Raw genomic sequence first — 23,635 nt, forward strand, 5'->3', positions numbered from 1 at the left:
AAGCGCTTTTCCGTCGCGCCGCCCCCGGCGCCCCGCGCTCCCCGGGGTGAGGACCCGGCCCTGCTCGCCGCTGGGCCCCGCGCCTCAAAACCGCGCGTCCGAGTGGGCCTGGCGCTGGGCCCGGGGACCCAAGGGGAAGTGCTTCCCCGTCCACCACGCTGGAGCCGTGAGAGGTCACTCCTGGGGTGCGGCACGCTCGGCAGGGGCGCCGAGCGTGACCTTGCTCCCCAAGCGCAGCCCCCAGCGGGCGAAGCTGCCCACCGGCGCCTCGAGCACCGCGTGCCCGCCGCGCACCGGAAGGGTCGCGCGCCAGGGGCGCAGCACCCGGGTGACGAGGACGGTGCCGTCCGCCGCGAGCACGGCGACGTCGAGCGGCGCCCGCATGCCGATGCCGTGCACCGAGCTCTCGGGCCGCAGCACGAGCGCGTCGGGCAGCGCGCGCCGGCCGAGCAGGCCCCGCAGGCGCCGCGCCCAGGTGTCGGCGAGCTCGCCCTGGGCGACGACCCGCCCGTCGAGCGACAGCGGGACGACGGGGTTGGTCACGGTTCCTCCGAGGTGTGGCGCGATGTCGGCATTCGTGTCAGATGTCCACTCCTGCGGCTGACGCGGGTGCGGCCATACGGGGGATTCCTTCGTCTCGCCGTGCATCCGCGCCCCCGGCATCGAATCATGACCGAGGTCCACAAGTCAGGAGCGGTCGTTTGTCTCAGCAGGTCACGGTGGGTGTTCTGGTCGAGCCCACCGACGGAGTCCGCGCCCTTGTCGGTGATGCGCACGTGGTGCTCGCCGACCCCTCGGACATCACAGCGCTGCCCCAGGCGCTGCCTCGGGCGACCACGCATGTGCTGCTGCTCGGGGAGGCGCGCCACGAGGCGGTGCTGCGCCGGCACGCCGCGCTGCTCGCCGACACCGGCCCCTCGGTGACGTGGCTCGCGTTGCCCCATGGGCCCGCGGCCCTGGTGGTGCTGGCACTGCACGCCGCCGCCGCGCGCCTCGACGCGGGGCTGCTGCCCGACGCGGTCGAGGACCTCGCCCGGCGCACCTGGAGCGGTGCGTGGACGCCCAGCGTCGCCCGCCTCGAGAGCCCCTCGCCGAGCCTCGGCCAGCACGCGCGGAGCATGCTGCCCGGTGGCCAGGGGTTCGTCGTGTCCGTCGCCCCGGCCCCCGGGGTGCTGACCGTCGGGGACGCGCCGTCGCCCGAGGACGGCGCCCCCGCCCGTGAGGCCCTGTACAGCGCGGCCCCCGGCCTGCCCGACGTGGTGCTCCGCACCGCGCTGGGCGTCTCCGGCGCGTCGGAGTGCGTCGAGCTGCACGGCCTGGTGCTCGACGCGGTCGGCCGGTTCGGCCACGCACGCGCCGTCGAGCTCTTCGCGCTCCCTGCCGACCAGCGTCTCGCCGCGCCCGACGGCGCCCGGCTCGTCCGATGCGCCGTGTGCGACGCGGTCATCGCCCGCCACCACTGTCCCTACTGCCGAGTGCGTCCCGTCGACGTCGAGGCCACACCCGTCGTCGTCCCCGAGCCGCTAGGAGCACCGCTGTGAACCCCCGTCAGCGCCGAGGAGTGCTGTTCGTCCTGCTGTCCGCCCTGTTGGCGGTCGTCGTGTTCGTGGTCATCGCGGGCTACGTCGGCTCGGTGTCCAGCCAGGTCGGATCGCTGGCCACCGTGTACCGGACGTCCGGGGCCGTGCCCGCCTACGCCGCGCTCACCGAGGAGGACCTGGTGGCCGACGAGGTGCCGGCGCGCTGGCTGTCGTCGTCGGCCCAGGTCACCGCGGAGGAGCTGGTGGGCCGCCGGGTGGGGACCAACCTGGTGGAGGGCACGATGCTCACGAGCGACATGCTCGTGCCGAAGTCCGACCTGAGCCCCACCGAGCGCGAGATCGCCATCAAGGTGGACGAGGTCACTGGGGTGGCCGACCGCGTCAAGCCCGGCGACTTCGTCGACATCTACGCGGTGTTCTCCGACGTGCCGGGCCTGCCCAAGCAGGTGCGCGTGCTGGTGCAGAACGTGCGGGTGGTGTCGGTGCGCGGCAGCCAGGTGCAGGTCGACGAGCTGAGCTCGACGGGGCAGCAGCGGGTGGTCCCCGTGACGCTCGCGCTGGAGCCGAATGACGCGCTCGCGGTCACGTACGCGTCGGCCTTCGCCGAGGAGGTCCGCCTCGTGGGGCTGCCCACCGGGACCGGTGAGGACCGCACGGGCGAGCTGGGCGATTTCGACGCGAGCAGGCTCGGCGGAGTCGCCGTGCCCGAGGGGACGAAGTGATGGCCGGGATCGTCGTCATCGGCTGTGCCGACCAGTCGCTCGCCTATGAGCTGCGCGCGCAGCTCGCCGAGGCCGCCGATGTCGAGGTGGTGGCCGTCGCGGAGACGACCACCGAGCTGACGGCCCTCGTGCTCGCGCATGAGCCACAGGTGGTGCTCGTCCACGACCAGCTCGGCCCCGAGCCCGCGCACCAGGTCATCCGCGACCTGGGCCTGCGCCGCCCGGCGTCGGTGGCGCTGGTGGTCTCGAGCGACAACGACCCCGAGTCGCTGTCCGCCGCGATGGACGCGGGCGCGCGCGGCGTCGTGGCGTACCCGTTGGCCTACGCCGAGGTGCAGCAGCGCGTGGTCAATGCGCTGGAGTGGTCGCGGCACATGGGCACGCTGCTGGCCAGCAGCGGCACGGGCGACGGCAGCGTGCGCGGCCGGGCCACCGTCGTGGCGGTCGCGGGCTCGAAGGGCGGCGTGGGGACCACCACGATCGCCACGCACCTGTGCTGGGACATCCGCCGCGAGGTGCCCGCGCACAAGGTGCTCGTGGTGGACCTGGACCTGGAGAAGGGCGACGTGTCGAGCCTCGTCGCCGCCCGGTACCGGTCCTCCGTCGCGGACCTGGCGAAGGTCTCCCAGGACCTGTCGGTGCGCACCGTCCAGGACGCCGTCTTCGAGCACGAGTCGGGCCTGCACCTGCTGCTGCCGCCCGAGGACGTGCGCGAGGTCGAGTTCGTGACCCCGGCGGCGGTGCGGCAGATCATCGCGCTGCTGCGGCAGCAGTACGACCTCGTGGTGATCGACGTGGGCGCCCATGTGACCCCCGTGCAGGCGGCTGTCGTCGAGATCGCCGCCGAGGTCGTCGCCGTCGTCACCCCGGACCTGGTGAGCCTGCGCGCGCTGCGCCGCAACCTCGGGTGGTGGGAGTCGCTCGCGGTGCGCAAGCCCGAGAACGTGCACGTGCTGCTCAACCGGCACAACCGCTCCGACGAGGTGCAGCCCGAGACCGCCCGGCGGATCTCGCCCGCACCCCTGCTCCAGACCGTCATGCCGGATCTGGGCCGCCGGCTCGAGCGGGCCACGAACTCGCGCTCGCCCGAGCTCGTCGACGACGCGGCCTGGTGGAAGGCGTTGCGGGCGTTCGGTCGGGAGATCGGCGCGGTCCGCCGCGCCGCCCAGCCCGCCGGCCCCGACGACGTCGCCGGACTGGTCGAGGCCGAGTCGCGGCGCCGCCCGCGCCGGGGACCGCGACGCGGCGACGACACCGGCTCCGCATCGGTGGACCTGCTCGGCGTGCTGCCGTGGCTCGCGCTGGTGTGCGCGCTGCTGTGGCAGCTCGGCGTGACGGGCATGACCTACGTGTGGACGGGTCACGCCGCCTCCGCCGCCGCCCGGTCCGTGGCGCTGCACGCCGACGACGCGACGGTGCGCCAGGCCGCGCAGGACGTGTTCCCGGCGGGGATGCGCGCCCGGCTCGACGTGGGGGTCGGCGGGCCCGACCGGTCGAGCGTGAGCGTCGCGGCCCAGGTGCCGCTGATGATGCCCGGCGTGTTCAGCACCCCGTGGGACGTGCGGGTGGACCGCCAGGTGGTGAGCGAGCCGTGACCTTCCTCCGGAGGGGTCGGCGCGCATCGTCGGGCAGTCGCCCGACGCACCGGCTGCGCGGCGGTGTGGGCCGCGAGCGCGGCAGCGCGAGCATCGAGATGGTCGGCGCGCTGCCGATCATCGTGGTCGTCGTGCTCGTGCTGTTCCAGGTGTGCGCCGTGGTCTTCGCGACGCAGGCCGCCAATCAAGCGGTGCGGGACGGCGCCCGGGCCATGAGCCTGGGCCGCTCCGTGGAGGCCGCCGTCGACGCGTCGCTCCCGGGCGGCCTGACCGCGCAGCGGATCACCTATCCGGGCGACGGCGCCGTGCGCCTCGAACTGCGGGCGCCGGGCCTGGCGTTCCTGCCCGAGGTCGTCATCGAGCGCACGGCGGTCATGCCATGAGGACGGGGTTCAGCGAGTGGACCGGCGACGCGCGCCGTGACGCCACCGAGGCCGCCGACGCGCTCGCCTCCGCCACGGCCTCGCGTGCCGACCTCGACGAGGGGCTCGTCGCGTCGTTCAAGCGCAAGCTGCTCGACGAGGTCGACCTGCACGAGTTGAGCCGGCTCGACACCGGCCAGCGCCGCATCCGCCTCGAGCGGGTCGTGGCGCACTTGGTGTCCACCGAGGGCGTCATCCTCACCACCCGTGAGCGCAACGCGCTGATCCGCCGGGTGGTCGACGAGTCCATCGGGCTGGGGGTGCTCGAGCCGCTGCTGGCCGACGACACGGTCTCCGAGATCATGATCAACGGGCACGACACGATCTACGTCGAGCGCTTCGGCCAGGTCGAGCGCGTGGCCCAGGTGTTCGCCTCCGAGGACCAGCTTCGGCAGACCATCGACCGCATCGTCTCGACGGTGAACCGGCGCGTGGACGAGTCGAGCCCGATGGTCGACGCGCGCCTGCCCCCCGACGACCGGATGCCGCGCGGCGCGCGTGTGCACGTGGTGCTGCCGCCCCTGGCGCTCGACGGCCCCACGGTCACCATCCGGCTGTTCCCCAAGGCGTACGGCCTTGACGAGCTGCTGAACCGGGGGAGCCTCGACGCGGCGACCGCCGGACTGCTCGCGGCATGTGTGCGGGCCCGGATGAACATCATCGTCTCGGGGGGCACGTCGTCGGGGAAGACGACGATGCTCAATGCGTTGTCGGCCTTCATCCAGGGCAAGCAGCGCATCATCACCATCGAGGACGCCGCCGAGCTGTCGTTGCCCCAGGAGCACGTGGTGCGCCTGGAGACCCGCCCCGCGAACGTCGAGGGCCACGGCCAGGTGACGATCCGCGACCTGGTGCGCAACGCGCTGCGCATGCGCCCCGACCGCATCATCGTCGGCGAGGTGCGTGGCGGCGAGGCGCTCGACATGCTCCAGGCGATGAACACGGGCCATGAGGGCTCGCTCGCCACCGTGCACGCCAACACCACGGGCGACGCGCTGGTGCGGCTCGAGACGCTCGCGTCGATGAGCGACGTCGAGGTCCCGTTCCACGCGCTGCGCGACCAGGTGAACAACGCCGTCGACCTCGTGGTGCAGCTGCTGCGCGGCTCGGACGGCACGCGTCGCGTGGTCGAGGTCGGGTATGTGGCGTCGCGGCACCGCGACGACTTCGACGTGCGCCCGCTGATGCGCTGGGACCCCGAGGCGCCGAACGGCGCCGGGCCGCCCGGGCGCTTCGTGCAGCACCCGCTGCCCCAGGCGCTGCGCGACAAGCTGCGGATCGCCGGCGAGCTGCCGGCCGAGCACGCCGGCCAGACGGGAGCCGCGCAGTGATGGTCCTGGCGCTGTTGGTGTGCGTCGTGGCCGGATGCGCCCTGCTCGTCGCGGGCATCCGCGACCTGGCGTCGGTGTCCGCGCGGCGGCGCGCGCTGGTCACGGGAGCCACCGCTGACGTCGCGCTCGGCGGGGACCGCGCGTTCGTGCGGTGGGACCGCGCGTTCCGCCGCACGACCCCGGGCCGATGGGTGGAGCGGCAGCTCCTGCTGGCCGGCGTCGACGACAAGCCCGCGCTGCTCGTGGCGGGCGCCGCCGTGGGCGGCGGCGTCATGGTCGGGTGGGTGCTCGCCGTGGGGCTCGCGCCGGTGCTCGGCCTGCTGGGCGTCGTCGCGGTGGTCGTCGGCATCCGCGCGTACCTGAGCCGGGCCAAGGAGCGGCGCAACGAGCAGTTCGTGGCGCAGATGCCCGAGCTCGCGCGCGTGCTGTCCAACGCGACCGGTGCGGGCCTGTCGATCGCCGCGGCGATCCTCGTCGCCTCCGACGAGCTCGCCGCGCCCGCCGGCCCCGAGCTGCGACGCGTCGCGTCGCGCATGCGCTTCGGCGACAGCCTCGACCAGGCCCTGTCCGGGCTCGAGGACCGCCTGCCCTCGCGTGAGGTGTCGGTGCTCGTCTCGACGCTGCTGGTCAGCGCCCGATCGGGAGGCTCGCTCGTGTCCGCGCTGCGGGACATCGCGGACACGCTCGACGAGCGCAAGGAGATTCGCCGCGAGGTGCGCACGACGCTCGCGCAGTCCACGTCGACCGGGTACCTGGTGATCGGCATGGGCTTCGGCCTGCTGTTCCTGCTCAACGGGATCCAGCCCGGCACCGTCGAGGCCATGACCGCGTCCTGGCTCGGCCGGGCGGGCCTCGTGGTGGGCGGGACGCTGTTCGTCAGCGGCTTCGTGCTGATCCGCCGGATGACGAGGTTCCACGGATGAGCCCGCTGATTGTGCTCGGGATCGCGCTGCTCGGGGCGCTCAGCGTGGTGCTGCTGCTGGTGGGCTACCGCCAGATGCGCAGCGACGCGCTGGCGACCCTGGCCGTCGAGGACCTGTCCCTGCTGCGCGGCCAGCAGCGCCGCCGCGCCGAGGGCGAGTCGCCCTTCCAGCGGATGGCCCGGCGCCGGGTGCCCGGGCTGCGCCGGATGCTGGGCCCGGGGCGGCTGGCCGCGCTGCAGCGGCGCATCGACGAGGCGGGCCGGCCGGACGGCCTCACCGTCGACGGCTACCTCGAGCGCACCGCCTGGTGGGCGCTGCTCATCGCCCCGGTGTTGGTGGTGCTGCTGCTGCAGGGCAACGTGCTGATGGCGCTGCTGGGCCTGACCGTGCCGGTGGTGCTCCCGCTCAGCCGGGTCGCCGCGGCGCAGCGCCGCCGCCGTGAGCGCATCGACCGCGACCTGCCCGATTTCCTCGACGTGCTGGCGGTCACCGTGATGGCGGGGGTGAGTTTCCGGGCGGCCCTCGCGCGGGTCGCGGAGCGGTTCCACGGCCCGCTCGCCGACGAGGTCGCGCTCACCCTCCAGCAGATCGCGAACGGCGCGTCGGTGCGCCAGGCGTTCACCGACCTGCGGCGCCGCTCGTCGTCGGAGCCCGTCGGCCAGTTCGTCTCCGCGCTGCTGCAGTCCCAGGAGCTCGGCGCCCCGTTGGCGGAGTCGTTGCGGCAGATCGCGGCAGACATGCGGCGGGACAGCGGGCAGCGGCAGCGGCAGGCGGCGGCCCGGACCTCGCCCCGGGTGACGCTCGTGACGTCGCTCGTGCTGGTGCCCGGCGCCCTCGTGTTCATCGTCATCGGGCTGTACGTCGGCTCCGACGTGGACCTCGGATCCCTGCTCGGTGGGCTGTGAGCGCCGTCTCGGGCGTGCTCGGCCCCGGATCGCCCCGCGCCGCGCACGACTTCACCCGGCAGATCGTCTCGGTGGCGCTGCTCGTGCGCCTCGGGGCCATCATGGTCGGGCTGCTCGGCATGGTCGGTGAGACGATGACGGCCCCCGTGCTGGCCTGCGTGCTGGCGATGTCCGCGTCGAGCCTCGCGTGCCTGCTGAGCCCGGGGACGATGGACTTCGTGGTGCGCCACCCGCTGGCCGTGGTGGGGGACGTGCTGGTCAACCTGGCGGTGGTCGCGGTGCTGGGGGTGGAGAGCCCGATGGTGCTCTCGACGTTCCCCACCGCGCTGGTGCTGGGCATGCTGTTCGCGGCCCGGACGTCCCTGACCACCGTCGTGGTGCTCGTCGCGGGCTACCTGCTCGTGGCCGCGGGCGACCCGGACGCCGACCGCAGCTTCATGGTGGGGCTCGGGGTGCCGGCGCTGTACCTGTGCCTCACCGCCGTCGGGTCCGCCATCCGCAGGGCGCATGCGCTGCAGGTCGAGGCCGGGCGGGAGTTGGCGCTGGTCCGCGAGGTGGCGGTCGCCGCCGACGAGCGGGCCCGGCTCGCCCGCGAGATGCACGACTCGCTCGGCAAGACGCTGCACGGCATCGCGTTGGGCGCGCAGGCGCTGCCCCTGTGGGTGGAGCGCGACCCCGAGGCCGCCGTGCAGCACGCCCACGGGCTGGCCGCCGGCGCCCAGCAGGCGTCCGACGAGGCGCGCGCGCTGCTGGTGCGGATGCGCGCCGACCAGCCCGACCGCCCGTTCGCCGAGGTGCTGCACGACGAGTGCGCGCGCTGGCAGGAGTCGACGGGCGTGGCCTGCCGCGTCGAGTGCGCCGCCGTCGTGGACCTGCCCACGAGCATCCGCTACGAGCTGCTCGCGATCCTCGGCGAGGCCCTGGAGAACGTGCGGCGCCACGCCGGCGCGCGCCTGGTGCGCGTGACCTTCAGCGGCGCCCCCGGCGGCGTGGTGCTGCTGGCCGTGCAGGACGACGGGCGCGGCTTCGCCCCCCGCGCCGACGGCTCCAGCCCGCGCGGCCACTTCGGGCTGACCGGCATGCATGAGCGCGCGCGGGAGATCGGCGCGGGCGTGCGGGTCGAGTCAGCTCCCGGACACGGGACGCGCGTCCTGGTCCGCCACCCTGTCGAGGAGGACGTCCATGCAGCACCCTGAGAGCCCCCACGTGGCGCAGCGGGCGGCGGTGCTGGCCGGTGTCCCGGCCGACCACGCGGCGCTGCGGCAGGTCACGGTCGTGGTGGTCGACGACAACTCGGTGATCCGCATGGGCCTGTGCAGCCTGATCGGCGCGTCCGACCACCTGCGGGTGGTGGGCGAGGCCGCGGACGGCGAGGAGGCCGTGCGGGTGGTCCGCGCGACGTTGCCCGACGTGGTGCTGCTCGACGTGCGGATGCCGCGCCGCGACGGCGTGCAGGTGGCGGCCGAGGTGCGCCAGTGGTCCAAGGTGCTCATGCTCACGTACTCCGACGCCCCCGAGGTGGTGCGCGCCGCGATCGAGGCCGGGGCCAACGGGTACCTGGTGCATGGGCAGTTCCAGCCGCATGAGCTCGAGCGCGCGGTGCTGGCCGTGGCCGACGGGGCGTTCCTGCTCTCGGAGACCGCCGCGGGCGCGGTCCGCGGCCTGTTCGCCGCGCCGCCCGCGCCCGTCGCCCCCCTCCGGCCGGACGTGGGCCTGTCGGCGCGCCAGCAGGAGGTCATGGAGCTGGTCGCGTCGGGTCGCACCAACCCGGAGATCGCCGCGGAGTGCTTCCTGTCGGAGAAGACCGTCAAGAACCACATCAACCACATCTTCGCGAAGCTGGGCGTGCGGACCCGGGCCGAGGCCGTCTCGGTGTGGCTCGGCGGGACGCCGGACCCGGGCGCGGGACCTGCGGGAATGGGCCCGGAGTTGGGCCCGTGGACCCGGCGCGCGCCAGCAGGTCGCGCCTAGCGTGAGAAGCGTCAACGAGGGGCCGGCGCGGCTCCGGGCAGCAGACTCCGCCGACCGGCTCCCGGTCGGCACTCAGGACGGGGAGCACCACCATGACTCGCATGTTCGTCGCCACGAAGATCCGCCTGCAGAAGGCGTTGGAGCAGCGGGAGCTGGGCCAGGGCACCTTGGAGTACCTGGGCATCGTCATCGTCGCCGCGATCCTGGTGGTCGCGCTCGTGGGCGCGTTCAACAGCTTCGACCTCGGCACGAAGATCAGCACGAAGCTCGACGAGATCGGCAACGCGGGCGGCTGATCGCCCGCACCACAGCAGGGCGGCGCGGCGGCGCGGTGGCGGAGGGGCCACCGCGTCGCCGCGACGGCATGTCTGGCCCGAGAGACGTGGGGGAGACGATGACGCGGAGCCTGGTCGCGAGGGCGCGCGCGCACGGTCGAGGTGAGGACGGGCTCGCGACGAGCGCCGTCCTCGTGGTCGTCGCCGTGGGCGTCGTCGCGCTGCTGTTCCTCGCCGTCCTTCCGCTGCTCCAGGGCACCGATCAGGCCGGCCGCACCCAGACCGCCGCTGACGCCGCGGCGCTGGCCGGCGCGGAGGAGGTCCGCAAGGTCGCGCTCGACCACGTCGGCGACGTGGTGCTCGGCGCCACGACGTACGGGTCGCTGCTCGGCCCCGCGCGCGGGCACACGCAGGCCAGTGACTACGCCACCCGCAACGGCGGGGAGCTCGTGGGGTACGCCCAGGACCCGTGGCGGGACGAGGTCGAGGTGCGCACGTGGCTGCGCGAGCAGATGCCAGACGGCCAGCGCGCCGAGCGGGACGCGGTCGCGGCACTGGGGGTGGCGCTGGCCCGCTGCGCGGGGGACTCGCGCGACGTGGTGGTGGGCTACGAGCCCGTGCCGACGCCCGAGCCGACCGACCCCGAGGCGACCCCCGATCCGGACGATCCAGACGAGCCGGAGGAGGAGCCCGAGCCCGTGCCGATCATCGAGTCCGAGCACCGCTTCACCTGCCCCGGCTACGACAGCGGCTGGACACGGCCGCGCGCCGCGCTCGAAGGTCCCGTACGGTCCTGGTTGACGAGCGCACTCGAACCGCACCTGGTCCGTTGACGCAGGTCAGCGCCCGCGCCAGGTCCACGTGTCACCGCACGCCCCGACGAAAGGCCGCACGATGAGGTCCGCCGCATGAGCCCCCGACGACCAGCGCGCACCACCCGTGCGCTCGCGATCCTGGCCACTGCGGCCATGCTCCTCGGCGGTGCGACGGCCACCGCGGCGCCCGGCGACGACCGGGCGCTGCCGCCCGGCGGGGTGAGCGTGGACGGGCAGCGCATCCCGGTGCACGGCACGTTCGCCTACCGCGGGTTCCAGCTGGACACCAACCCCGAGATCCGGGGCGCGGTGCACGGCGTGCGCCGGATCGACGGCGGGACAGTCCTGTACTACTCGCTGGGCATGGCCCGCGGGCAGGGCGCGGAGAAGATCAGCCCGACGTGGGCGTTCCCGAACTCGTCGTATCCGTATCAGATGAGCCGCGCAGTCGACGTGGCGCTGATCGACCCCGTCGGGCTCATCGCGTATCGGCCCGTCGCAGACCCGACGACCACCTTCGCCTCCGACGTCACGAAGCTGGCCGGCGAGGCCGGTGCGCTGCGCGTCGGCTGGGCGGTGTTCCCCGAGTTGCCGCCGGGGGTCGAGACGGTGCAGGTGGTCATGCCGTGGGGGACAGCGGTGGGCGACGTGCCCGTCGAGGACGGCGCCCTCACCCCCGTGAGCGGCGAGCCGGCGCCCCGGCTGGGCGACGGCTGGCCCCAGACGCCCAGCGGCGCGGAGCTGGCCGGCGCGGACCCCTCGAGCCGGCTGTACACCCTGACCCGCCGCACCAGCGACATCGCCGGGACGGCAGCGGTGGAGGAGACCACCGAGCAGGTCGCGGTGACCCTCGACGCGAACGTCCTGTTCGCCAGCGGCTCGGCCGACCTGTCCGCCGAGGCCCAGCAGGTCCTCGCCACTGTCGCCGCCGACATCCAGGCCCGCGGCGCCGGCGAGGTGGTCGTGGCCGGCCACACCGACTCGGATGGCTCCGACTCGTTCAACCAGACGCTCTCGGAGCAGCGTGCGGCCGCTGTGCTCGGCGTGCTGCAGCCCGCGAGCGGCGCCGCCGTGACGTTCACGTCCGTGGGCCGGGGCGAGTCCGAGCCCGTGGCGTCCAACGCGACCGACGAGGGCAAGCAGGCCAACCGCCGCGTCACCGTCGTCTACTCCGTGCAGGGGGTCTCATGACCAGCCGCCGCCTGACCAGCCACCGCCGCTCCAGGGCAGTCGTGGCCGCCCTGGCGCTGTCCGCGATGCTCGCCGCGTGCTCATCCGACGACCCGTCGCCGAAGCCCGCGCCCACCGAGGTCGCCGAGACACAGGCCAGCGACGACTGGACCGTCGCGGAGCTCGAGCAGGCCGTGCTGGAGGGGGACATCGGCACGTCCACGGTGCTGGCGACGGTCACCGGCGCCCTTCTCGACGGCCCTCGCAGCATCCCCGCCGAAGTCGAGGTCACGGAGGTCGCCGCCGACGAGGTGAGCACGCTCGTGCGGTTCACGCTGCGCGCCGTCGACGACTCGAACCCCATGCTGCCGCTCACGTTCTTCAACCAGTTGCGGCCGCTGACCGCCGACATCCGCGACGTGGCGATCGTCGACGCCGGAGCGGGCCTGCGGCTGCTGCCGTTCGTGGGCGTGTCACAGGCAGACCCGGACAAGACGCTGTGCTCGTGCGCGGGGTCGCCCCCCCGGATGTCCCAGGTGGGGCAGCCGCTCTCGGCGACGTTCCCCGCGCTCGACACGGCGACGACGACCGTCTCGCTCGAGCTGCCCGGCTTCCCAGCCATCGAGGGCCTGCCGGTGGCGCGCCGCTGACCCTTGGGTCTCACCGGGCCCAGGAACCTGAGTCCGTGACGGGCCCACGGGCCCACGACCTGCGCGTCTATGCGCGGATAGCGTCCAGGCAGGACGAGACCCGAGGGGCGTGACGTGGGACGCACAGGCGAGGACGCCGAGGCGCGCGAGCGCAGGGCGCGGCGTGAGGCGGGCATCGGCTCGCTGGAGATGCTGGGCATGGTGAGCGTCGCGGTGCTGCTCGTCGCGGGCATCGTGGCGGGGGTGGCGGCGTACCCCGGGCAGATCACCGGCGCGCTGTGCCGCTTCTCCTCGGCGGCGGGGTTCGGCCCGGGCGGGTGCGACACGGGACCCGCGCCGGTCGTCGCCGACGGGCCGACGGATGAGGACCTCCACCCCGGCGTGTGCATGCTCAGCTCGAAGAGCGAGACGTACAACGCCCAGGTGAAGATCTGGTTCGTCACCCTCGGGGACAGCTCGGGCTTCGTCGTGCAGGAGTTCTCGGATGGCACCGTGCGGGCCACGCTGACCGACGGCGCGTCGGTCGGGGCCAACGGCGCGGTCACGAGCAAGACCTTCGACGCGGGCAAGCTCGGCGACGGCAAGAACGCCGGCGTGAACGTGAGCCTGGGCGCCGACCTGAAGTTCGAGTACGGCTCGACGTGGGAGTTCGAGGACGGCAAGCAGTGGGAGTCCATGAAGGAGCAGCTCGACGACTACCTCATCCAGCAGATGCAGCTCCAGAGCGAGGGCGCCGCGGGCATCTCGCTCTGGCTGTTGATCAGCGACGGGTTCATCGACGCGCCCAAGGACCCGAAGATCAGCTACTCGAAGATCGGCCTCGAGGCGGCGCTCAAGGCGAGCGCCGGCACGCGGCTGGGCACCGGCACCAAGGGGGCCGACGGCGAGGAGAAGCTCCTCGACCCCAAGCTCGGGTTCAACCTCTCGGCGAAGGCGTCAGGCAGCGTCATCGTGATGAACAACCATGACACGGGCGAGCGCAGCTACACATACGAGGTCTCGGGCTCCGGCTCCGCGGGAGCCGACGTGATCCTGGGGCACCTCACCGGCGAGGGGAAGGTCGACGGCGCCTTCACCACGACGTATGACGCGGACGGCAAGCTCGCGAAGCTGACGTTCAAGAGCGCGTACGAGTACGGCGGGGGCGGCTCGATCGGCAACAACACGTTCAAGAGCGTGAGCGGCGGCGTTGGGGAGAAGGAGACCAACTCGGTGGTCACCACCACGTCCCTCACGGTCGACGACACCAACCGCGAGCTCGTGTCGCAGTGGATGTCCGAGCGCACCGGCGCGGGCACGGCCCTGACGCTGCCGTTCGGCGCGATGATCCCCGACCAGCCCTCGAGCGACCCGTTCCTGCAGCTCATGTACGAGCAGGCCAAGACCAGCGAGGTGACGTACCACAACGTCAAGGACTCCTGGGAGTTCGGCATGGCCGTCAAGAAGGGCTGGGAGTTCGGGTTCAACCTGAGCGCCGAGGAGGCCACCGCGACGAGCACCGGCGCGAAGTTCCTGGGCGCGCCGGGCACCGACGGGAACCGCGCGATGATCGACGACGCGAAGTGCAAGTGAGGGGCGGGGTGGGACGAGCGATGAAGACCTGGCTGCGACCGTGGCTGCTCAGCGTGGCCGGCTACATCGGGGCGCTGCTGCTGGTGGGCGTGCTGCTCGCGGGCGGGATGGGCGAGGGCAGCGTGGGCGCGTCCTGGGCCTTCCTGGTGGTGCCGCCGCTGTTGGGCGTCGTCGCCGGCACCGTCACGCTGCGCCCGCGCACCCGCCCGACCTGGCATGCCGGGGTGGTCGTCGCGGCGCCCGTCGCTGTGCTCGCCCTCGCCCTCGGGCTCGCGGCGGCCGCCCGCGCGGGTGACGCGCTCGCCTCCGGCGCCGCGGCGACGCTCGCCGTCGTCCCGCTGGCCATCGCGCTCGCCGCAGGCGCCGCCACTGGCATGCTCGTGGCGCGCGCTTGGACACCGCCGGCGGCACGGGAGACGAGCGTACGAGGGCCGCGGGCGTACGAGCGTCGGCGGGGTCGGATGTGTATAAGGGACAGCCACTGGCATGCTCGTGGCGCGCGCTTGGACACCGCCGGCGTCCCCACCCCCACCCACCGCGTCCTACCTCGGAGGTCCCCCCGCATGATCACCGCCGCCCGTCGCCGCGCCCGGCTGCTCGTCACCGGCGCCGTCGTCGCGACAGCCCTGACCGCGTGCACGTCCGGCTCCAGCCCCAGCACCCCGGACGGCTGGACCCGGCATGAGGTGGGCCACCTGTCGGTCGCGGTCCCCGAGGGGTGGGTCGCGACAGCCGACGGCGATGAGCTGTGGACTGTCGGATGGGCCGACGCCGAGGACCTCGCCGACGCGTCCGCGCTGCTCATCGGCAGCCCCGACTTCGGCCAGGACGGGGCCGACGAGGGCCTGTCGACGTTCGTCGCGGGCGCCCAGATCGGCGGCGTGCCGGGCTACACGTCGACGGCGACCTCGACCCCCGTCGAGACGGACTCACTCGAGGTCGTCCGCAACGACTACACCTACGTCGACGGCGCGGGGACCACGTTCCAGGGGGTGTTCTGGGCAGCGGCCGCGCCCGCCTCCGGGACGACCGTGGCGCTGCAGCTCAGCGGCGTGGACCTGCCCGAGGACCTGGTCGAGGGCATCCAGGACAGCATCCGCGTGCTCGATGGGGGCGCCGCCGCCGCGAGCTGACGGCGCAAGCGCGCTCGTGGGGGAGAATCAGGGCGGCCACGACGCGACAGGCGCTGACGGCGCCGCACGAGAGGACCCGAGATGACCCACGGCGAGACCACCCCGACGACCGACGCCGGACCCGCCGCGGTCGACCCCCGGGCCGCCAAGCAGCGCGGCGCGCTGGGCCGCTACCGGGCGATGGCGTGGATCACCGGCGTGATGCTGCTCGTGCTGACACTGGAGATCGTGCTCAAGTACGTGTTCCAGGTGAACGGCGTGGGCGCGGACGGCGAGGTGAACGACGTGTTGGGGTGGTGGATCGCGCCGATTCACGGCTGGGTCTACGTCGTCTACCTCGCGGCGGTCATCGACCTCTGGTCCAAGATGCGCTGGAAGCTCAGCCGCCTGGTCACGCTCGCGCTCGCGGGCGTCGTGCCCGTGATGTCCTTCGTGCTGGAGCGCCGGGTGCACGCCGACGCGCTGGCCCGCATCTCAGCAGGTCCTGCCGCGGCCGCTCGCTGAGCGGTCCGGGGGACGGGCCTCCCGGCTGGGGCGACTATCCTGCCGGGGTGACACAGTCCTCTCCGCAGACCCCCCGGCCTGTCCTCGTCGTCGACTTCGGCGCGCAGTACGCCCAGCTCATTGCGCGCCGCGTGCGCGAGGCGAACGTGTACTCCGAGATCGTGCCGCACACCGCGAGCGTCGAGCAGATCCTCGCGAAGGACCCGGCCGCGATCATCCTGTCCGGCGGCCCCGCCTCGGTGTACGCCGACGGCGCCCCGTCGGTCGACGCCGCGCTCTTCGAGACCGGCGTGCCGGTCATGGGCATCTGCTACGGCTTCCAGGCCATGGCGAACGCCCTCGGCGGCGTCGTCGCGCACACCGGCGCCCGTGAGTACGGCGGCACGGCCGTCGAGGTGTCCGACGAGGGCACCCTCCTGGCCGGCTCGCCCGACGAGCAGTCGGTGTGGATGAGCCACGGCGACGCGGTGCACGCCGCGCCCGAGGGCTTCGAGGTGCTCGCGACGTCGGCCGGCTCGCCCGTCGCCGCGTTCGAGGACCGCGAGCGGCGCCTGTACGGGATGCAGTGGCACCCCGAGGTCAAGCACTCCCCGCTCGGCCAGAAGGCCCTCGAGAACTTCCTCTACCAGGGCGCCGGGCTCAAGCCCGACTGGAACCCTGGCAACGTCATCGCCGACCAGGTCGCCGCGATCCGCGCGCAGGTCGGTGACGCCCGCGTGATCTGCGCCCTGTCGGGTGGCGTCGACTCGTCGGTGGCCGCCGCGCTGGTGCAGAAGGCCGTCGGCGACCAGCTCACCTGCGTCTTCGTGGACCACGGGCTGCTGCGCACGGGCGAGGCCGAGCAGGTCGAGCAGGACTTCGTGGCCGCCACGGGCGTCAAGCTCATGGTCGTGGACGCGCGTGAGCGCTTCCTGTCCGCGCTCGCGGGCGTGAGCGACCCGGAGACCAAGCGCAAGATCATCGGCCGCGAGTTCATCCGCGTCTTCGAGGACGCCGCGCGCGAGGTCGTCGCGGACGCCGGCGCCCACGGCGAGGACGTGAAGTTCCTGGTCCAGGGCACCCTGTACCCCGACGTCGTCGAGTCGGGCGGCGGCGAGGGCGCGGCCAACATCAAGAGCCACCACAACGTGGGCGGCCTGCCGGACGACCTGCAGTTCGAGCTCGTCGAGCCGCTGCGCGCGCTGTTCAAGGACGAGGTGCGGGCGGTGGGCCTCGAGCTCGGCGTGCCCGAGGGCATCGTCTGGCGCCAGCCGTTCCCCGGGCCGGGCCTGGGCATCCGCATCGTCGGCGACGTCACCGCCGATCGCCTCGACACGCTGCGCGCGGCCGACGCGATCGCCCGCGAGGAGCTCACGAAGGCCGGACTGGATCGCGAGATCTGGCAGTGCCCCGTGGTGCTGCTCGCCGACGTCCGCTCGGTGGGCGTGCAGGGCGACGGCCGCACCTACGGCCACCCGATCGTGCTGCGCCCCGTGTCCTCCGAGGACGCGATGACGGCCGACTGGACGCGCCTGCCCTACGACGTGCTCGCGACGATCTCCACGCGCATCACCAACGAGGTGCCGGAGGTCAACCGGGTGGTCCTCGATGTGACGAGCAAGCCGCCGGGCACCATCGAGTGGGAGTGAGCGACGCACGGGCGTGAGCAGCAGCTCACGCCCGTGTCGCGTCTCGGGCTCTGGTCCTGCTCACCGTCGGCCGTGCTCCGCCTGCCGGTGCTTGTCCCGGTACATGGCCCGGTCGGCCTCCGCGATCACCCGGGCCGCGTCGGCGTGCTCGCCGCCGCCCACCCAGGAGTCGCCCAGCGCCGCGGTCGCCGAGACGCGCACCCCGTCGCCGATCTCGACGCTGCCGTCCAGCCCGCCGCGCCCACCCCCGCCCAGCGCGTCCCGCCGCTCGGTGCTGCCCACGGCCACCACCAGGATCTCGTCGCCGCCGATCCGGGCCGTGAGCGCGTCAGGCCCCGAGGCGCGGTCGACTCGCCGGGCGACGGCGCAGATCACCGCGTCCCCCGCGCCATGGCCGTGCTGGTCGTTGACGGCCTTGAGCCCGTCCACGTCGAGGAACAGCACCGTGACGCCCGGCACGGCGCCCGCCTCGACCCTCGCGAGGACGTCGGTCAGATGCGCGATCGCGATGCGGCGGTTCACCAGGCCGGTGAGCTCGTCACGCGACGCGAGGTGGGCGAGCGCCGCCTCGGCCTCCTCCTGGCGGCGGGCGAGCCGTCCGATGCGGATCACGACGAGCGGCACGATCGCCAGTGTGGAGACGGTGAGCAGCATCCAGTCCACGTCCCCACGGAGCGCCTGCTGGATGCCGGCGAGCACCGGGTTGAGGCCGAGCGCGAGGCCCAAGAGGGTGAGCCGCGTGATGCTCAACCGGTCGGCGGGCGCCTCAGCCGGCGCCGTCAGTGCGGAGGAGGACGGGTGCACTGACGCGGCGCCGACCGCGGCGTAGGCGACGATCCACACGAGGCCGATCCAGTGCGCGGAGCTCCCGTCGGCGGCGGAGTACGTCTGGGTCCGGGCGACCGTCCCGAGGAGCGTGAGCGTCACCGCCAGCAGCAGGTACAGCAGGGCGGGCCGGGCGGCGCGGTTCACCACAGCGATGGACAGCAGCATCCCGGCGATCCCGCTGACCAGCAGCACCATGAGGAGGGTGTTGAGGCGTTCGGGCCCGGGGGCTGCCTGGCGTACCAGGGCCGGGTGCAGGAGCACGACCCACAGCACGCTCGCCAACGCGAGCCACCCCACTCCGGCCTCGACGAGGGTCCCGCCGTCGTGGCGAGCGAACGGGGTGAGCATGAGGACGGCGCCGACGAGCAGGAGCAGGTACCCCGCGATGAGCGACCCGGCGGCGATCGGCCCCTCGGCGACCGTGTGGTCGCCGAGGCCGACCTGCGCGAGCCACACGAGGCCGTTCACCGTCAGCGACGTGAGCCCGAGCGCGAGGAACCGCCACGGGATCGATCGAGCGAATCGACGGCGGGCCAGATGCGTGAGCACCACCGCGGCGGGCGCCGCGCTCGCCAGCACGAGCACGACGCTGCGCGCCAACCCGCTGCTGACCACGTAGAGCGCGCACAGCAGGGCGCCCCCCAGCGCCACGGCCAGGTGTGCAGGAAGGCGTCGTCGCTCCACACCTAGACCATCGGCCGACTGGGGGGCGCCGTGAGGGACTCCCCGGGTGATCGCACCCTCACCCCACGCTGCAGGCCTTCCCGTCGAGGAGCCGCAGCAGCGAGGTGTCGCCCGAGGCGCCGGATCCGACGTACCCGAAGGTCACGGTGCTGCCCGGGTTGAGTCGCGCGTTCCACCTCAGGTTGCCTGCGTCCACGACCTGGCCGGACTGGCTGAGGTCCACGTTCCAGGAGTCCACGACCTTCCCTCCGCCTGTCAGGGCGAAGCGCAGGTCCCAGCCGGACAGGGGCGTCGTGCCGGTGTTGGTCACCCAGACCTGGGCGATGAAGCCGCCGGGCCAGGAGCCGTGCACCACGGACTTCACCCGGCAGGCGGGCGCCTCGACCGGCGGCACGGCGAGGGCGATGAGCTCGGCGGCCTGCTCGGGGAACCAGCCGCCGGCGGCCGGGTCCTCGATGCCCCGCTCGGGGTCCAGCGGCCCGCCGGTGCCGCGGTAGCACTTGCCGTCGGACTCGCCCGGCACCTTGATCCACACGTAGCCGTCGATCACCGGGTCGCCGGTCTGCAGAGTCGGGCGCAGTCCCAGGCCGCGCCCGGGCGGATTGCACCAGTCCTCGGCGTCGGTGTACTTCCCGGCGGGCGGGGTCCACGGGCCCTGGCCGTTGCGGCTGGTGTCGATGAGGGCGTGCTTCTGGGCGGGACGGTCACGGGTCAGGCCGGTGTCGGCGAAGGCCGTGTCATAGGCGGCGTCCGTGAGGTGCCAGGTGCTGAGGTCGTCCGGGCTCGCCGGGTAGTACTGGCTCGCGCACCACTGCGGCTCCCACCACGTCTGGGTGGACAGTGCGAGGCAGTCGGAGACCCAGCCGGCGTATCGGGAGACCTTCTCGGTGGCCTGGTAGTTCGACGCGTTGAGGAAGAACCCGTCGGCGCGCTCGACGCCCGCCTTGATCAGGCGGTCGGTGGCGTCGCCCACCCCGAGCCAGCCGTTGTGGGTGCCGTCGAGGTAGACCTTCGTGGCCGGGAGCGCGGCGAGGGCGTCCACGGCGTGGTTGAGCTGCACGAAGCGCTCCGAGGCGGCGGTGGCCTGGTCGGCCTCGGCCGGCTGGCACCACTCGGAGTCGCCGTTGACCGTGGTGTACCAGGGGATGATGCCGAGGCCGTCGGGCTCGAGCACCACGTAGGCGTCACGGTCGCCGATGCCTGCCGCGAACGCGTCGATCCACGCGGTGTACTCCGCGGTGTCCGCCGCGCCGCCGGCCGAGTACTGCGCGCAGTCGCGGTAGGGGACGTTGTAGGCGACGAGCAGCGGGACCGCGCCCTCGGCGGCGGCGGCGGTGACGTGCTCGTCGACGGCGGCCTGGACCTGGGCCGGGGTCCCGGAGGTGAACCACGTGCCCGAGGGGAAGCTGCCCAACAGCACGGCGTCGTCACGTGCCTGCCCGCTGAGCTGCTCGGCGGCTTGCAGGGTGGAGCTCTCCCAGTCGACGTACAACGAGCCGGCCTCGGGCTGCGGAGCGGGGGAGGCGCCCCCGGCGACGGCGGACGAGGCGCCCGACATCACGAGCGTCATGGCCAGCGCGGCGGCGGCAGCGGCGGGGCCGATCGGGCGGCGGGGTGGAGGTGCGACGGGCATGCGTGGTCCCCTCACGTCGGGCCGCCGGGCTGGCCTCGTTGCCTCCGCTGTGCTGGGCCCCGCGGCAGCGCGGGGCCAGGTGCGGGTGACCGGCGGTGGCGTCACGATCACCCGGGCCACTGAGCGTGTCAATAGGGATGAAGTGGACATAAACGTTTCACTGCCACGCGGTCACCCACGTGGCTCAGCATGGGCGTCCACATGCCCCCGCCTGCGGGGATGGCTACTCTCGGGAAGGTGCGAATCGCCCATATCTCCGATTGCTACCCGCCGCGCACCGGCGGGATCGAGTCGCAGGTCGGAGACCTGGCGGCCCGCCAAGCCGCGGCCGGCCACGAGGTGCACGTCCTCACCGCGACCCCGGACCCGGGCCCGTGGCATGCCATCGGCGCGGGCTCGGCGCCCGGCGTCACGGTGCACCGGATCGGCATGGCGCTGCCGTTCGAGCTGCCCGTCAACCCCCGCGCCCCCGCGGTGCTGCGGTCGTTGCTCCAGGACCTTCGTCCTGACGTGGCCCACGTGCACGCCGGAGTCGTCTCGCCCTTCGCCTTCGACGGCGCTCGGGTCGCGGTGGGGCAGGGGATCCCGACCGCGATCACCTGGCACTGCATGCTCGACGGCGCCGTCCTCGCGCTGCGCGCCGCCGTTCGCGCGACCCGCTGGCGCGAGGCGCCCGTGGCCCTCAGCGCCGTCAGCCAGGTCGCCGCGCGGCGGGTCGCGGAGGTGTTCAGGGCGCCGGTGCACGTGCTCCCCAACGGCGTCGACCTCGACGCCTGGCGGCCGGATGCTCCGGGCGGGCCGGGCCCTCCCCGCCAGGCCGGAGGCGCCGCCAGGCTGGCCGACGAGCCGCCCGGGGGAGCGCCGCTCAGGCTCGTCGCCGCGACTCGGCTGGCTCCGCGAAAACGCGCATCAGCCCTGGTCGACGTGGTCGTGGCGGCCGCGGACGAGCTCCCGGCCGGGAGCCTGCGGCTCACGGTCTTCGGTGACGGCCCGGCGCGGCGCCGGATCGCCGCGAGGGTCAAGCGGCGCGCGCCGCACCTCGTGGAACTGCGCGGACGCGTCTCGCGGGCCGAGTTGCGCGCCGCCTACGCGGGGGCCGACGTGTTCCTCGCGCCGGCCGCCCTGGAGTCCTTCGGGCTGGCCGCGCTCGAGGCGCGCGCGGCGGGCCTCGCCGTCGTCGCGCGGCGCGGGACGGGCATCGAGGAATTCGTCGCCGAGGGGTCCGAAGGCCTCCTCGCGGGGAGCGACGCGGATATGGCCCGAGCCGTGGTGCGGTTGGTGAGAGACACCCGCCTGCTCGCCGAGATCCGCGCCCACAATCGCTCGTCACCGCCCGACTTCGGGTGGCCCCGCATCCTCGACGTGGCGGCCGCCGAATACCGCCGGGCTGTCCGTTTGGCTACGGTGGACCACCGGGTGAAGCTCTGACCTGTGTGAATGTCCCCGATGTCGAGTGGAATGCGCCGATGTTTAGGCCCGGGGACATCCGTGACTAACGTCCCAACGCGGGGTGGTCGCGGTGCAGCAGAGTTCTTCCTGTGAGATCCACCGGATCTCACCGGGTTCGACACCGTCGGTCCCGGGCGTGGGGTATCTGAAAGGGATCAGCAACATGTCGAGCGTTGTCGCAACCACCGATCGTTCCAAGGGCATCCGCGTTGTCGGAGTCCTCTCCATCATCGCGGGGATCCTCCTGATCGTCGCCGGCGGCGTCACCTGGGGCGCCGTCTCCGCCAAGCTCGCCGACGAGCGCATCACCGTCTCCGAGGACGCCGCATTCGGCGGTCAGACCGTCAACTCGCCGTGGACGGCGTTCTCGCAGGCCGACATCATCAACGAGCACGCGCTGTCCGCCACCGAGGGCAAGACCTACGCCGAGCTCGACAAGGAGGACCCGCTGCGCGCCACCGCGATGAACGGCTCCTTCCTCCGTGCCTCGCTCTTCACCTCGGTCGTGGCCTTCGGTGTCGCCGCCCTGGTCATGGGCCTCGGCGTCCTGTTCGTCCTCACCGGCTGGGCGTTCCGCGCCATCGGCTCGCGCCCCGCGGTCGCGGCGGACGACGCCTCCCCGGTGCTCACCGTCTGAGCACCAGCAACCAGCACCTCGCACCATCCACTCGGGCCCGGTCCCGCAGCATCCGCTGCGGAACCGGGCCCGAGTGTGTGCCACGGTAGGCGAGCCCTCCCTCGCCGCCCGCGAGATCAGTCGCGGCGGCGCCGCGCGGTGACGACGGAGCCGACGAGCAGCGCCACGCCGCCGATCCCCATCAGGGAGATCAGCGCGAGCTGCATGTCGATCTCGGCGCCGGACGCGGTGGCCACCACCCCGAAGCCCACGGCCGCGAGGATCAGGCCCCACACGACCGTGCCGACCCGCATCGGCGCGTGCTCGCGCTCGGGCGCGGGAGCCGGCGCTGTCGAGGAGTACTGGCGAGCAGGGCCCGGCGGGGTCGGCGGAAGGGGCATCGTCGACGACGTGGGCTCCGACGTGGGGGCGGACGTGTCCGCTGCGGGCGGGTCGAATAGCCCCAGCACGTCGGTGTCCTCCGCGCGAGTCCTGTCGTCGCCCTCGTGGTCGTGGCCTTGCGTGCTCACTTGTCCTCCTCGATGACGATGTCGCCGGCGCCGATGTCGACGCTGAGCGCGAGCTGGGCGTCGGCGCCCTTCGCGACGTCCGCGGTGGAGAAGCGCTGGGTGCCGATGCCCACGCCGCTCGACCGCCGGGTCTCGCCGTCCACCCGCCATGTGACGTCGCCGACCCCGGCGCGGACCTCGGCGCTCACCGAGGCGCCCTCCGGGACGAGGATTCGCAGCTCGCCGACGCCGACCGACACCGGGACCAGCAGCGTCTCGCCGGTCAACGGCACCCCGGTGAGGTCCACGGTGCTGTCCCCGATCCCCAGGTTGTAGCCCGACGCCGCGGCGTCCCGGGTGCCGACCACGAACGTCTCGTCGCCGATCGCCCGCCAGGCGCCGTCCACGTTCCAGACGGGCTTGTTGAACACGGCGACCGGCGCCGCGACGATGATCGCGATGACGGCGAGTGTGCCGAGCACGCCGCTGGAGCGGCCGCGCAGGCCTGAGTAGACGACGCCGAGCCCGAGCAGGATGACGGCCACGCCCGCCGCCGTGAGCAGCACGGGCCCGTGGAAGACGCCGAAGCGGTCGGCCACCATGAGGCCCGCGAGCGCGAACAAGATCAGCGCCGTGATCACGCCGAGCGTGGCCGCGCTGGCCCCGCGGACGCGCGGCTTGCGCGGAGGCGCCGGGGGGCCGTCGATGAGCTGGGCCACCTGCTCGAGGGGAGGGGCGCCGGGTGAGGGCGCGCTTGCC

The 23,635-nt window shown here is 73.6% G+C and carries 24 protein-coding genes; 19 read left to right on the forward strand and 5 right to left on the reverse strand.

What is annotated here, in order from left to right; genetic code table 11:
- Positions 1 to 174 precede the first annotated feature (174 nt).
- A complete protein-coding gene (locus BN3788_RS03175) occupies positions 175 to 543 on the reverse strand; it encodes a DUF192 domain-containing protein (RefSeq protein WP_066582401.1) in 369 nt (122 codons plus the stop codon).
- A gap of 158 nt (positions 544 to 701) precedes the next feature.
- Here BN3788_RS03175 and BN3788_RS03180 point away from each other — a divergent pair, with 158 nt between their 5' ends.
- The 17 genes from BN3788_RS03180 to guaA all read left to right on the forward strand — a co-directional run bounded on the left by BN3788_RS03180 (position 702) and on the right by guaA (position 17,157).
- Positions 702 to 1,541, forward strand: a complete 840-nt coding sequence (locus BN3788_RS03180; protein ID WP_159066845.1) for a zinc finger domain-containing protein — start codon at positions 702 to 704, stop codon at positions 1,539 to 1,541.
- A complete protein-coding gene (gene cpaB / locus BN3788_RS03185) occupies positions 1,538 to 2,263 on the forward strand; it encodes a Flp pilus assembly protein CpaB (RefSeq protein ID WP_066582403.1) in 726 nt (241 codons plus the stop codon). Before BN3788_RS03180 ends, cpaB begins: the two co-directional genes overlap by 4 nt.
- A complete protein-coding gene (locus BN3788_RS03190) occupies positions 2,263 to 3,858 on the forward strand; it encodes an AAA family ATPase (protein ID WP_066582404.1) in 1,596 nt (531 codons plus the stop codon). The genes cpaB and BN3788_RS03190 overlap by 1 nt, the downstream gene beginning before the upstream one ends.
- Positions 3,855 to 4,241: a TadE/TadG family type IV pilus assembly protein gene (locus tag BN3788_RS03195; protein WP_147525037.1), complete on the forward strand. Its 387-nt coding sequence runs from the start codon at positions 3,855 to 3,857 to the stop codon at positions 4,239 to 4,241. Before BN3788_RS03190 ends, BN3788_RS03195 begins: the two co-directional genes overlap by 4 nt.
- Positions 4,238 to 5,611, forward strand: coding sequence for a CpaF family protein (locus tag BN3788_RS03200; protein ID WP_066582406.1), 1,374 nt, complete (start codon positions 4,238 to 4,240; stop codon positions 5,609 to 5,611). The genes BN3788_RS03195 and BN3788_RS03200 overlap by 4 nt, the downstream gene beginning before the upstream one ends.
- Complete coding sequence (locus BN3788_RS03205) at positions 5,611 to 6,534, forward strand: type II secretion system F family protein (RefSeq protein WP_066582407.1); 924 nt, start codon at positions 5,611 to 5,613, stop codon at positions 6,532 to 6,534. The genes BN3788_RS03200 and BN3788_RS03205 overlap by 1 nt, the downstream gene beginning before the upstream one ends.
- Positions 6,531 to 7,439 (forward strand): type II secretion system F family protein, encoded by a 909-nt coding sequence (locus BN3788_RS03210; RefSeq protein ID WP_066582408.1) that lies wholly within the window; start codon positions 6,531 to 6,533, stop codon positions 7,437 to 7,439. Before BN3788_RS03205 ends, BN3788_RS03210 begins: the two co-directional genes overlap by 4 nt.
- The gene (locus tag BN3788_RS03215) at positions 7,436 to 8,635 is read left to right on the forward strand and encodes a sensor histidine kinase (RefSeq protein ID WP_066582409.1); all 1,200 of its coding nucleotides are present in this window, start codon (positions 7,436 to 7,438) and stop codon (positions 8,633 to 8,635) included. The genes BN3788_RS03210 and BN3788_RS03215 overlap by 4 nt, the downstream gene beginning before the upstream one ends.
- On the forward strand, positions 8,622 to 9,410 hold the full coding sequence (locus tag BN3788_RS03220) for a response regulator (protein ID WP_082812529.1): 789 nt from the start codon (positions 8,622 to 8,624) through the stop codon (positions 9,408 to 9,410). The genes BN3788_RS03215 and BN3788_RS03220 overlap by 14 nt, the downstream gene beginning before the upstream one ends.
- A 92-nt stretch (positions 9,411 to 9,502) precedes the next feature.
- Complete coding sequence (locus BN3788_RS03225) at positions 9,503 to 9,706, forward strand: hypothetical protein (RefSeq protein ID WP_147525038.1); 204 nt, start codon at positions 9,503 to 9,505, stop codon at positions 9,704 to 9,706.
- Positions 9,707 to 9,804: 98 nt separating this feature from the next.
- Complete coding sequence (locus BN3788_RS19200) at positions 9,805 to 10,518, forward strand: hypothetical protein (RefSeq protein ID WP_159066846.1); 714 nt, start codon at positions 9,805 to 9,807, stop codon at positions 10,516 to 10,518.
- Between the two features lie 75 nt (positions 10,519 to 10,593).
- Positions 10,594 to 11,691, forward strand: coding sequence for an OmpA family protein (locus BN3788_RS03235; RefSeq protein WP_066582412.1), 1,098 nt, complete (start codon positions 10,594 to 10,596; stop codon positions 11,689 to 11,691).
- Entirely contained in the window at positions 11,688 to 12,320 is a 633-nt protein-coding gene (locus tag BN3788_RS03240) for a hypothetical protein (RefSeq protein WP_147525039.1), read from the forward strand. Before BN3788_RS03235 ends, BN3788_RS03240 begins: the two co-directional genes overlap by 4 nt.
- A 114-nt stretch (positions 12,321 to 12,434) precedes the next feature.
- Entirely contained in the window at positions 12,435 to 13,892 is a 1,458-nt protein-coding gene (locus BN3788_RS03245; RefSeq protein ID WP_066582414.1) for a hypothetical protein, read from the forward strand.
- A 20-nt stretch (positions 13,893 to 13,912) separates the two neighbouring features.
- Positions 13,913 to 15,025: a hypothetical protein gene (locus BN3788_RS03250; protein ID WP_066582415.1), complete on the forward strand. Its 1,113-nt coding sequence runs from the start codon at positions 13,913 to 13,915 to the stop codon at positions 15,023 to 15,025.
- Positions 15,026 to 15,106: 81 nt separating this feature from the next.
- Positions 15,107 to 15,529 (forward strand): DUF3817 domain-containing protein, encoded by a 423-nt coding sequence (locus tag BN3788_RS03255; protein WP_066582416.1) that lies wholly within the window; start codon positions 15,107 to 15,109, stop codon positions 15,527 to 15,529.
- Positions 15,530 to 15,576: 47 nt separating this feature from the next.
- Positions 15,577 to 17,157: a glutamine-hydrolyzing GMP synthase gene (guaA, locus tag BN3788_RS03260; protein ID WP_066582417.1), complete on the forward strand. Its 1,581-nt coding sequence runs from the start codon at positions 15,577 to 15,579 to the stop codon at positions 17,155 to 17,157.
- Between the two features lie 60 nt (positions 17,158 to 17,217).
- On the opposite strand, the gene BN3788_RS03265 is transcribed toward guaA, so the two are convergent.
- Both BN3788_RS03265 and BN3788_RS03270 read right to left on the reverse strand, forming a co-directional pair.
- Positions 17,218 to 18,669: a GGDEF domain-containing protein gene (locus tag BN3788_RS03265; RefSeq protein ID WP_147525040.1), complete on the reverse strand. Its 1,452-nt coding sequence runs from the start codon at positions 18,667 to 18,669 to the stop codon at positions 17,218 to 17,220.
- A gap of 58 nt (positions 18,670 to 18,727) precedes the next feature.
- Positions 18,728 to 20,302 (reverse strand): glycoside hydrolase family 6 protein, encoded by a 1,575-nt coding sequence (locus BN3788_RS03270; protein WP_082812530.1) that lies wholly within the window; start codon positions 20,300 to 20,302, stop codon positions 18,728 to 18,730.
- 237 nt (positions 20,303 to 20,539) lie between these two features.
- Between BN3788_RS03270 and BN3788_RS03275 the strand changes: the two genes are divergently transcribed.
- Together BN3788_RS03275 and BN3788_RS03280 are read left to right on the forward strand one after the other, a co-directional pair.
- Positions 20,540 to 21,730 (forward strand): glycosyltransferase family 4 protein, encoded by a 1,191-nt coding sequence (locus BN3788_RS03275; RefSeq protein ID WP_066582419.1) that lies wholly within the window; start codon positions 20,540 to 20,542, stop codon positions 21,728 to 21,730.
- Positions 21,731 to 21,914: 184 nt separating this feature from the next.
- The gene (locus tag BN3788_RS03280; protein ID WP_066582420.1) at positions 21,915 to 22,388 is read left to right on the forward strand and encodes an aromatic ring-opening dioxygenase LigA; all 474 of its coding nucleotides are present in this window, start codon (positions 21,915 to 21,917) and stop codon (positions 22,386 to 22,388) included.
- A gap of 116 nt (positions 22,389 to 22,504) precedes the next feature.
- Here BN3788_RS03280 and BN3788_RS03285 read toward each other — a convergent pair whose 3' ends face one another.
- The gene (locus BN3788_RS03285; protein ID WP_066582421.1) at positions 22,505 to 22,897 is read right to left on the reverse strand and encodes a hypothetical protein; all 393 of its coding nucleotides are present in this window, start codon (positions 22,895 to 22,897) and stop codon (positions 22,505 to 22,507) included.
- Positions 22,894 to 23,595, reverse strand: a complete 702-nt coding sequence (locus BN3788_RS03290) for a LiaF domain-containing protein (RefSeq protein ID WP_066582422.1) — start codon at positions 23,593 to 23,595, stop codon at positions 22,894 to 22,896. Before BN3788_RS03290 ends, BN3788_RS03285 begins: the two co-directional genes overlap by 4 nt.
- Positions 23,596 to 23,635 lie beyond the last annotated feature (40 nt).

Origin of the sequence: Cellulomonas timonensis, from assembly GCF_900046455.1 — a bacterium.
Lineage (GTDB): Bacteria > Actinomycetota > Actinomycetes > Actinomycetales > Cellulomonadaceae > Cellulomonas_A > Cellulomonas_A timonensis.

What these genes read in the sequence shown, in the direction of transcription:
- BN3788_RS03190 (WP_066582404.1), top strand. Translation starts at nt 2,263, where the DNA reads ATGGCCGGGATCGTCGTCATCGGCTGTGCCGACCAGTCGCTCGCCTAT.
- BN3788_RS03200 (WP_066582406.1), top strand. Translation starts at nt 4,238, where the DNA reads ATGAGGACGGGGTTCAGCGAGTGGACCGGCGACGCGCGCCGTGACGCC.
- BN3788_RS03205 (WP_066582407.1), top strand. Translation starts at nt 5,611, where the DNA reads ATGGTCCTGGCGCTGTTGGTGTGCGTCGTGGCCGGATGCGCCCTGCTC.
- BN3788_RS03210 (WP_066582408.1), top strand. Translation starts at nt 6,531, where the DNA reads ATGAGCCCGCTGATTGTGCTCGGGATCGCGCTGCTCGGGGCGCTCAGC.
- BN3788_RS03220 (WP_082812529.1), top strand. Translation starts at nt 8,622, where the DNA reads ATGCAGCACCCTGAGAGCCCCCACGTGGCGCAGCGGGCGGCGGTGCTG.
- BN3788_RS03225 (WP_147525038.1), top strand. Translation starts at nt 9,503, where the DNA reads ATGACTCGCATGTTCGTCGCCACGAAGATCCGCCTGCAGAAGGCGTTG.
- BN3788_RS19200 (WP_159066846.1), top strand. Translation starts at nt 9,805, where the DNA reads ATGACGCGGAGCCTGGTCGCGAGGGCGCGCGCGCACGGTCGAGGTGAG.
- BN3788_RS03235 (WP_066582412.1), top strand. Translation starts at nt 10,594, where the DNA reads ATGAGCCCCCGACGACCAGCGCGCACCACCCGTGCGCTCGCGATCCTG.
- BN3788_RS03240 (WP_147525039.1), top strand. Translation starts at nt 11,688, where the DNA reads ATGACCAGCCGCCGCCTGACCAGCCACCGCCGCTCCAGGGCAGTCGTG.
- BN3788_RS03250 (WP_066582415.1), top strand. Translation starts at nt 13,913, where the DNA reads ATGAAGACCTGGCTGCGACCGTGGCTGCTCAGCGTGGCCGGCTACATC.
- BN3788_RS03255 (WP_066582416.1), top strand. Translation starts at nt 15,107, where the DNA reads ATGACCCACGGCGAGACCACCCCGACGACCGACGCCGGACCCGCCGCG.
- BN3788_RS03270 (WP_082812530.1), bottom strand. Translation starts at nt 20,302, where the DNA reads ATGCCCGTCGCACCTCCACCCCGCCGCCCGATCGGCCCCGCCGCTGCC.
- BN3788_RS03280 (WP_066582420.1), top strand. Translation starts at nt 21,915, where the DNA reads ATGTCGAGCGTTGTCGCAACCACCGATCGTTCCAAGGGCATCCGCGTT.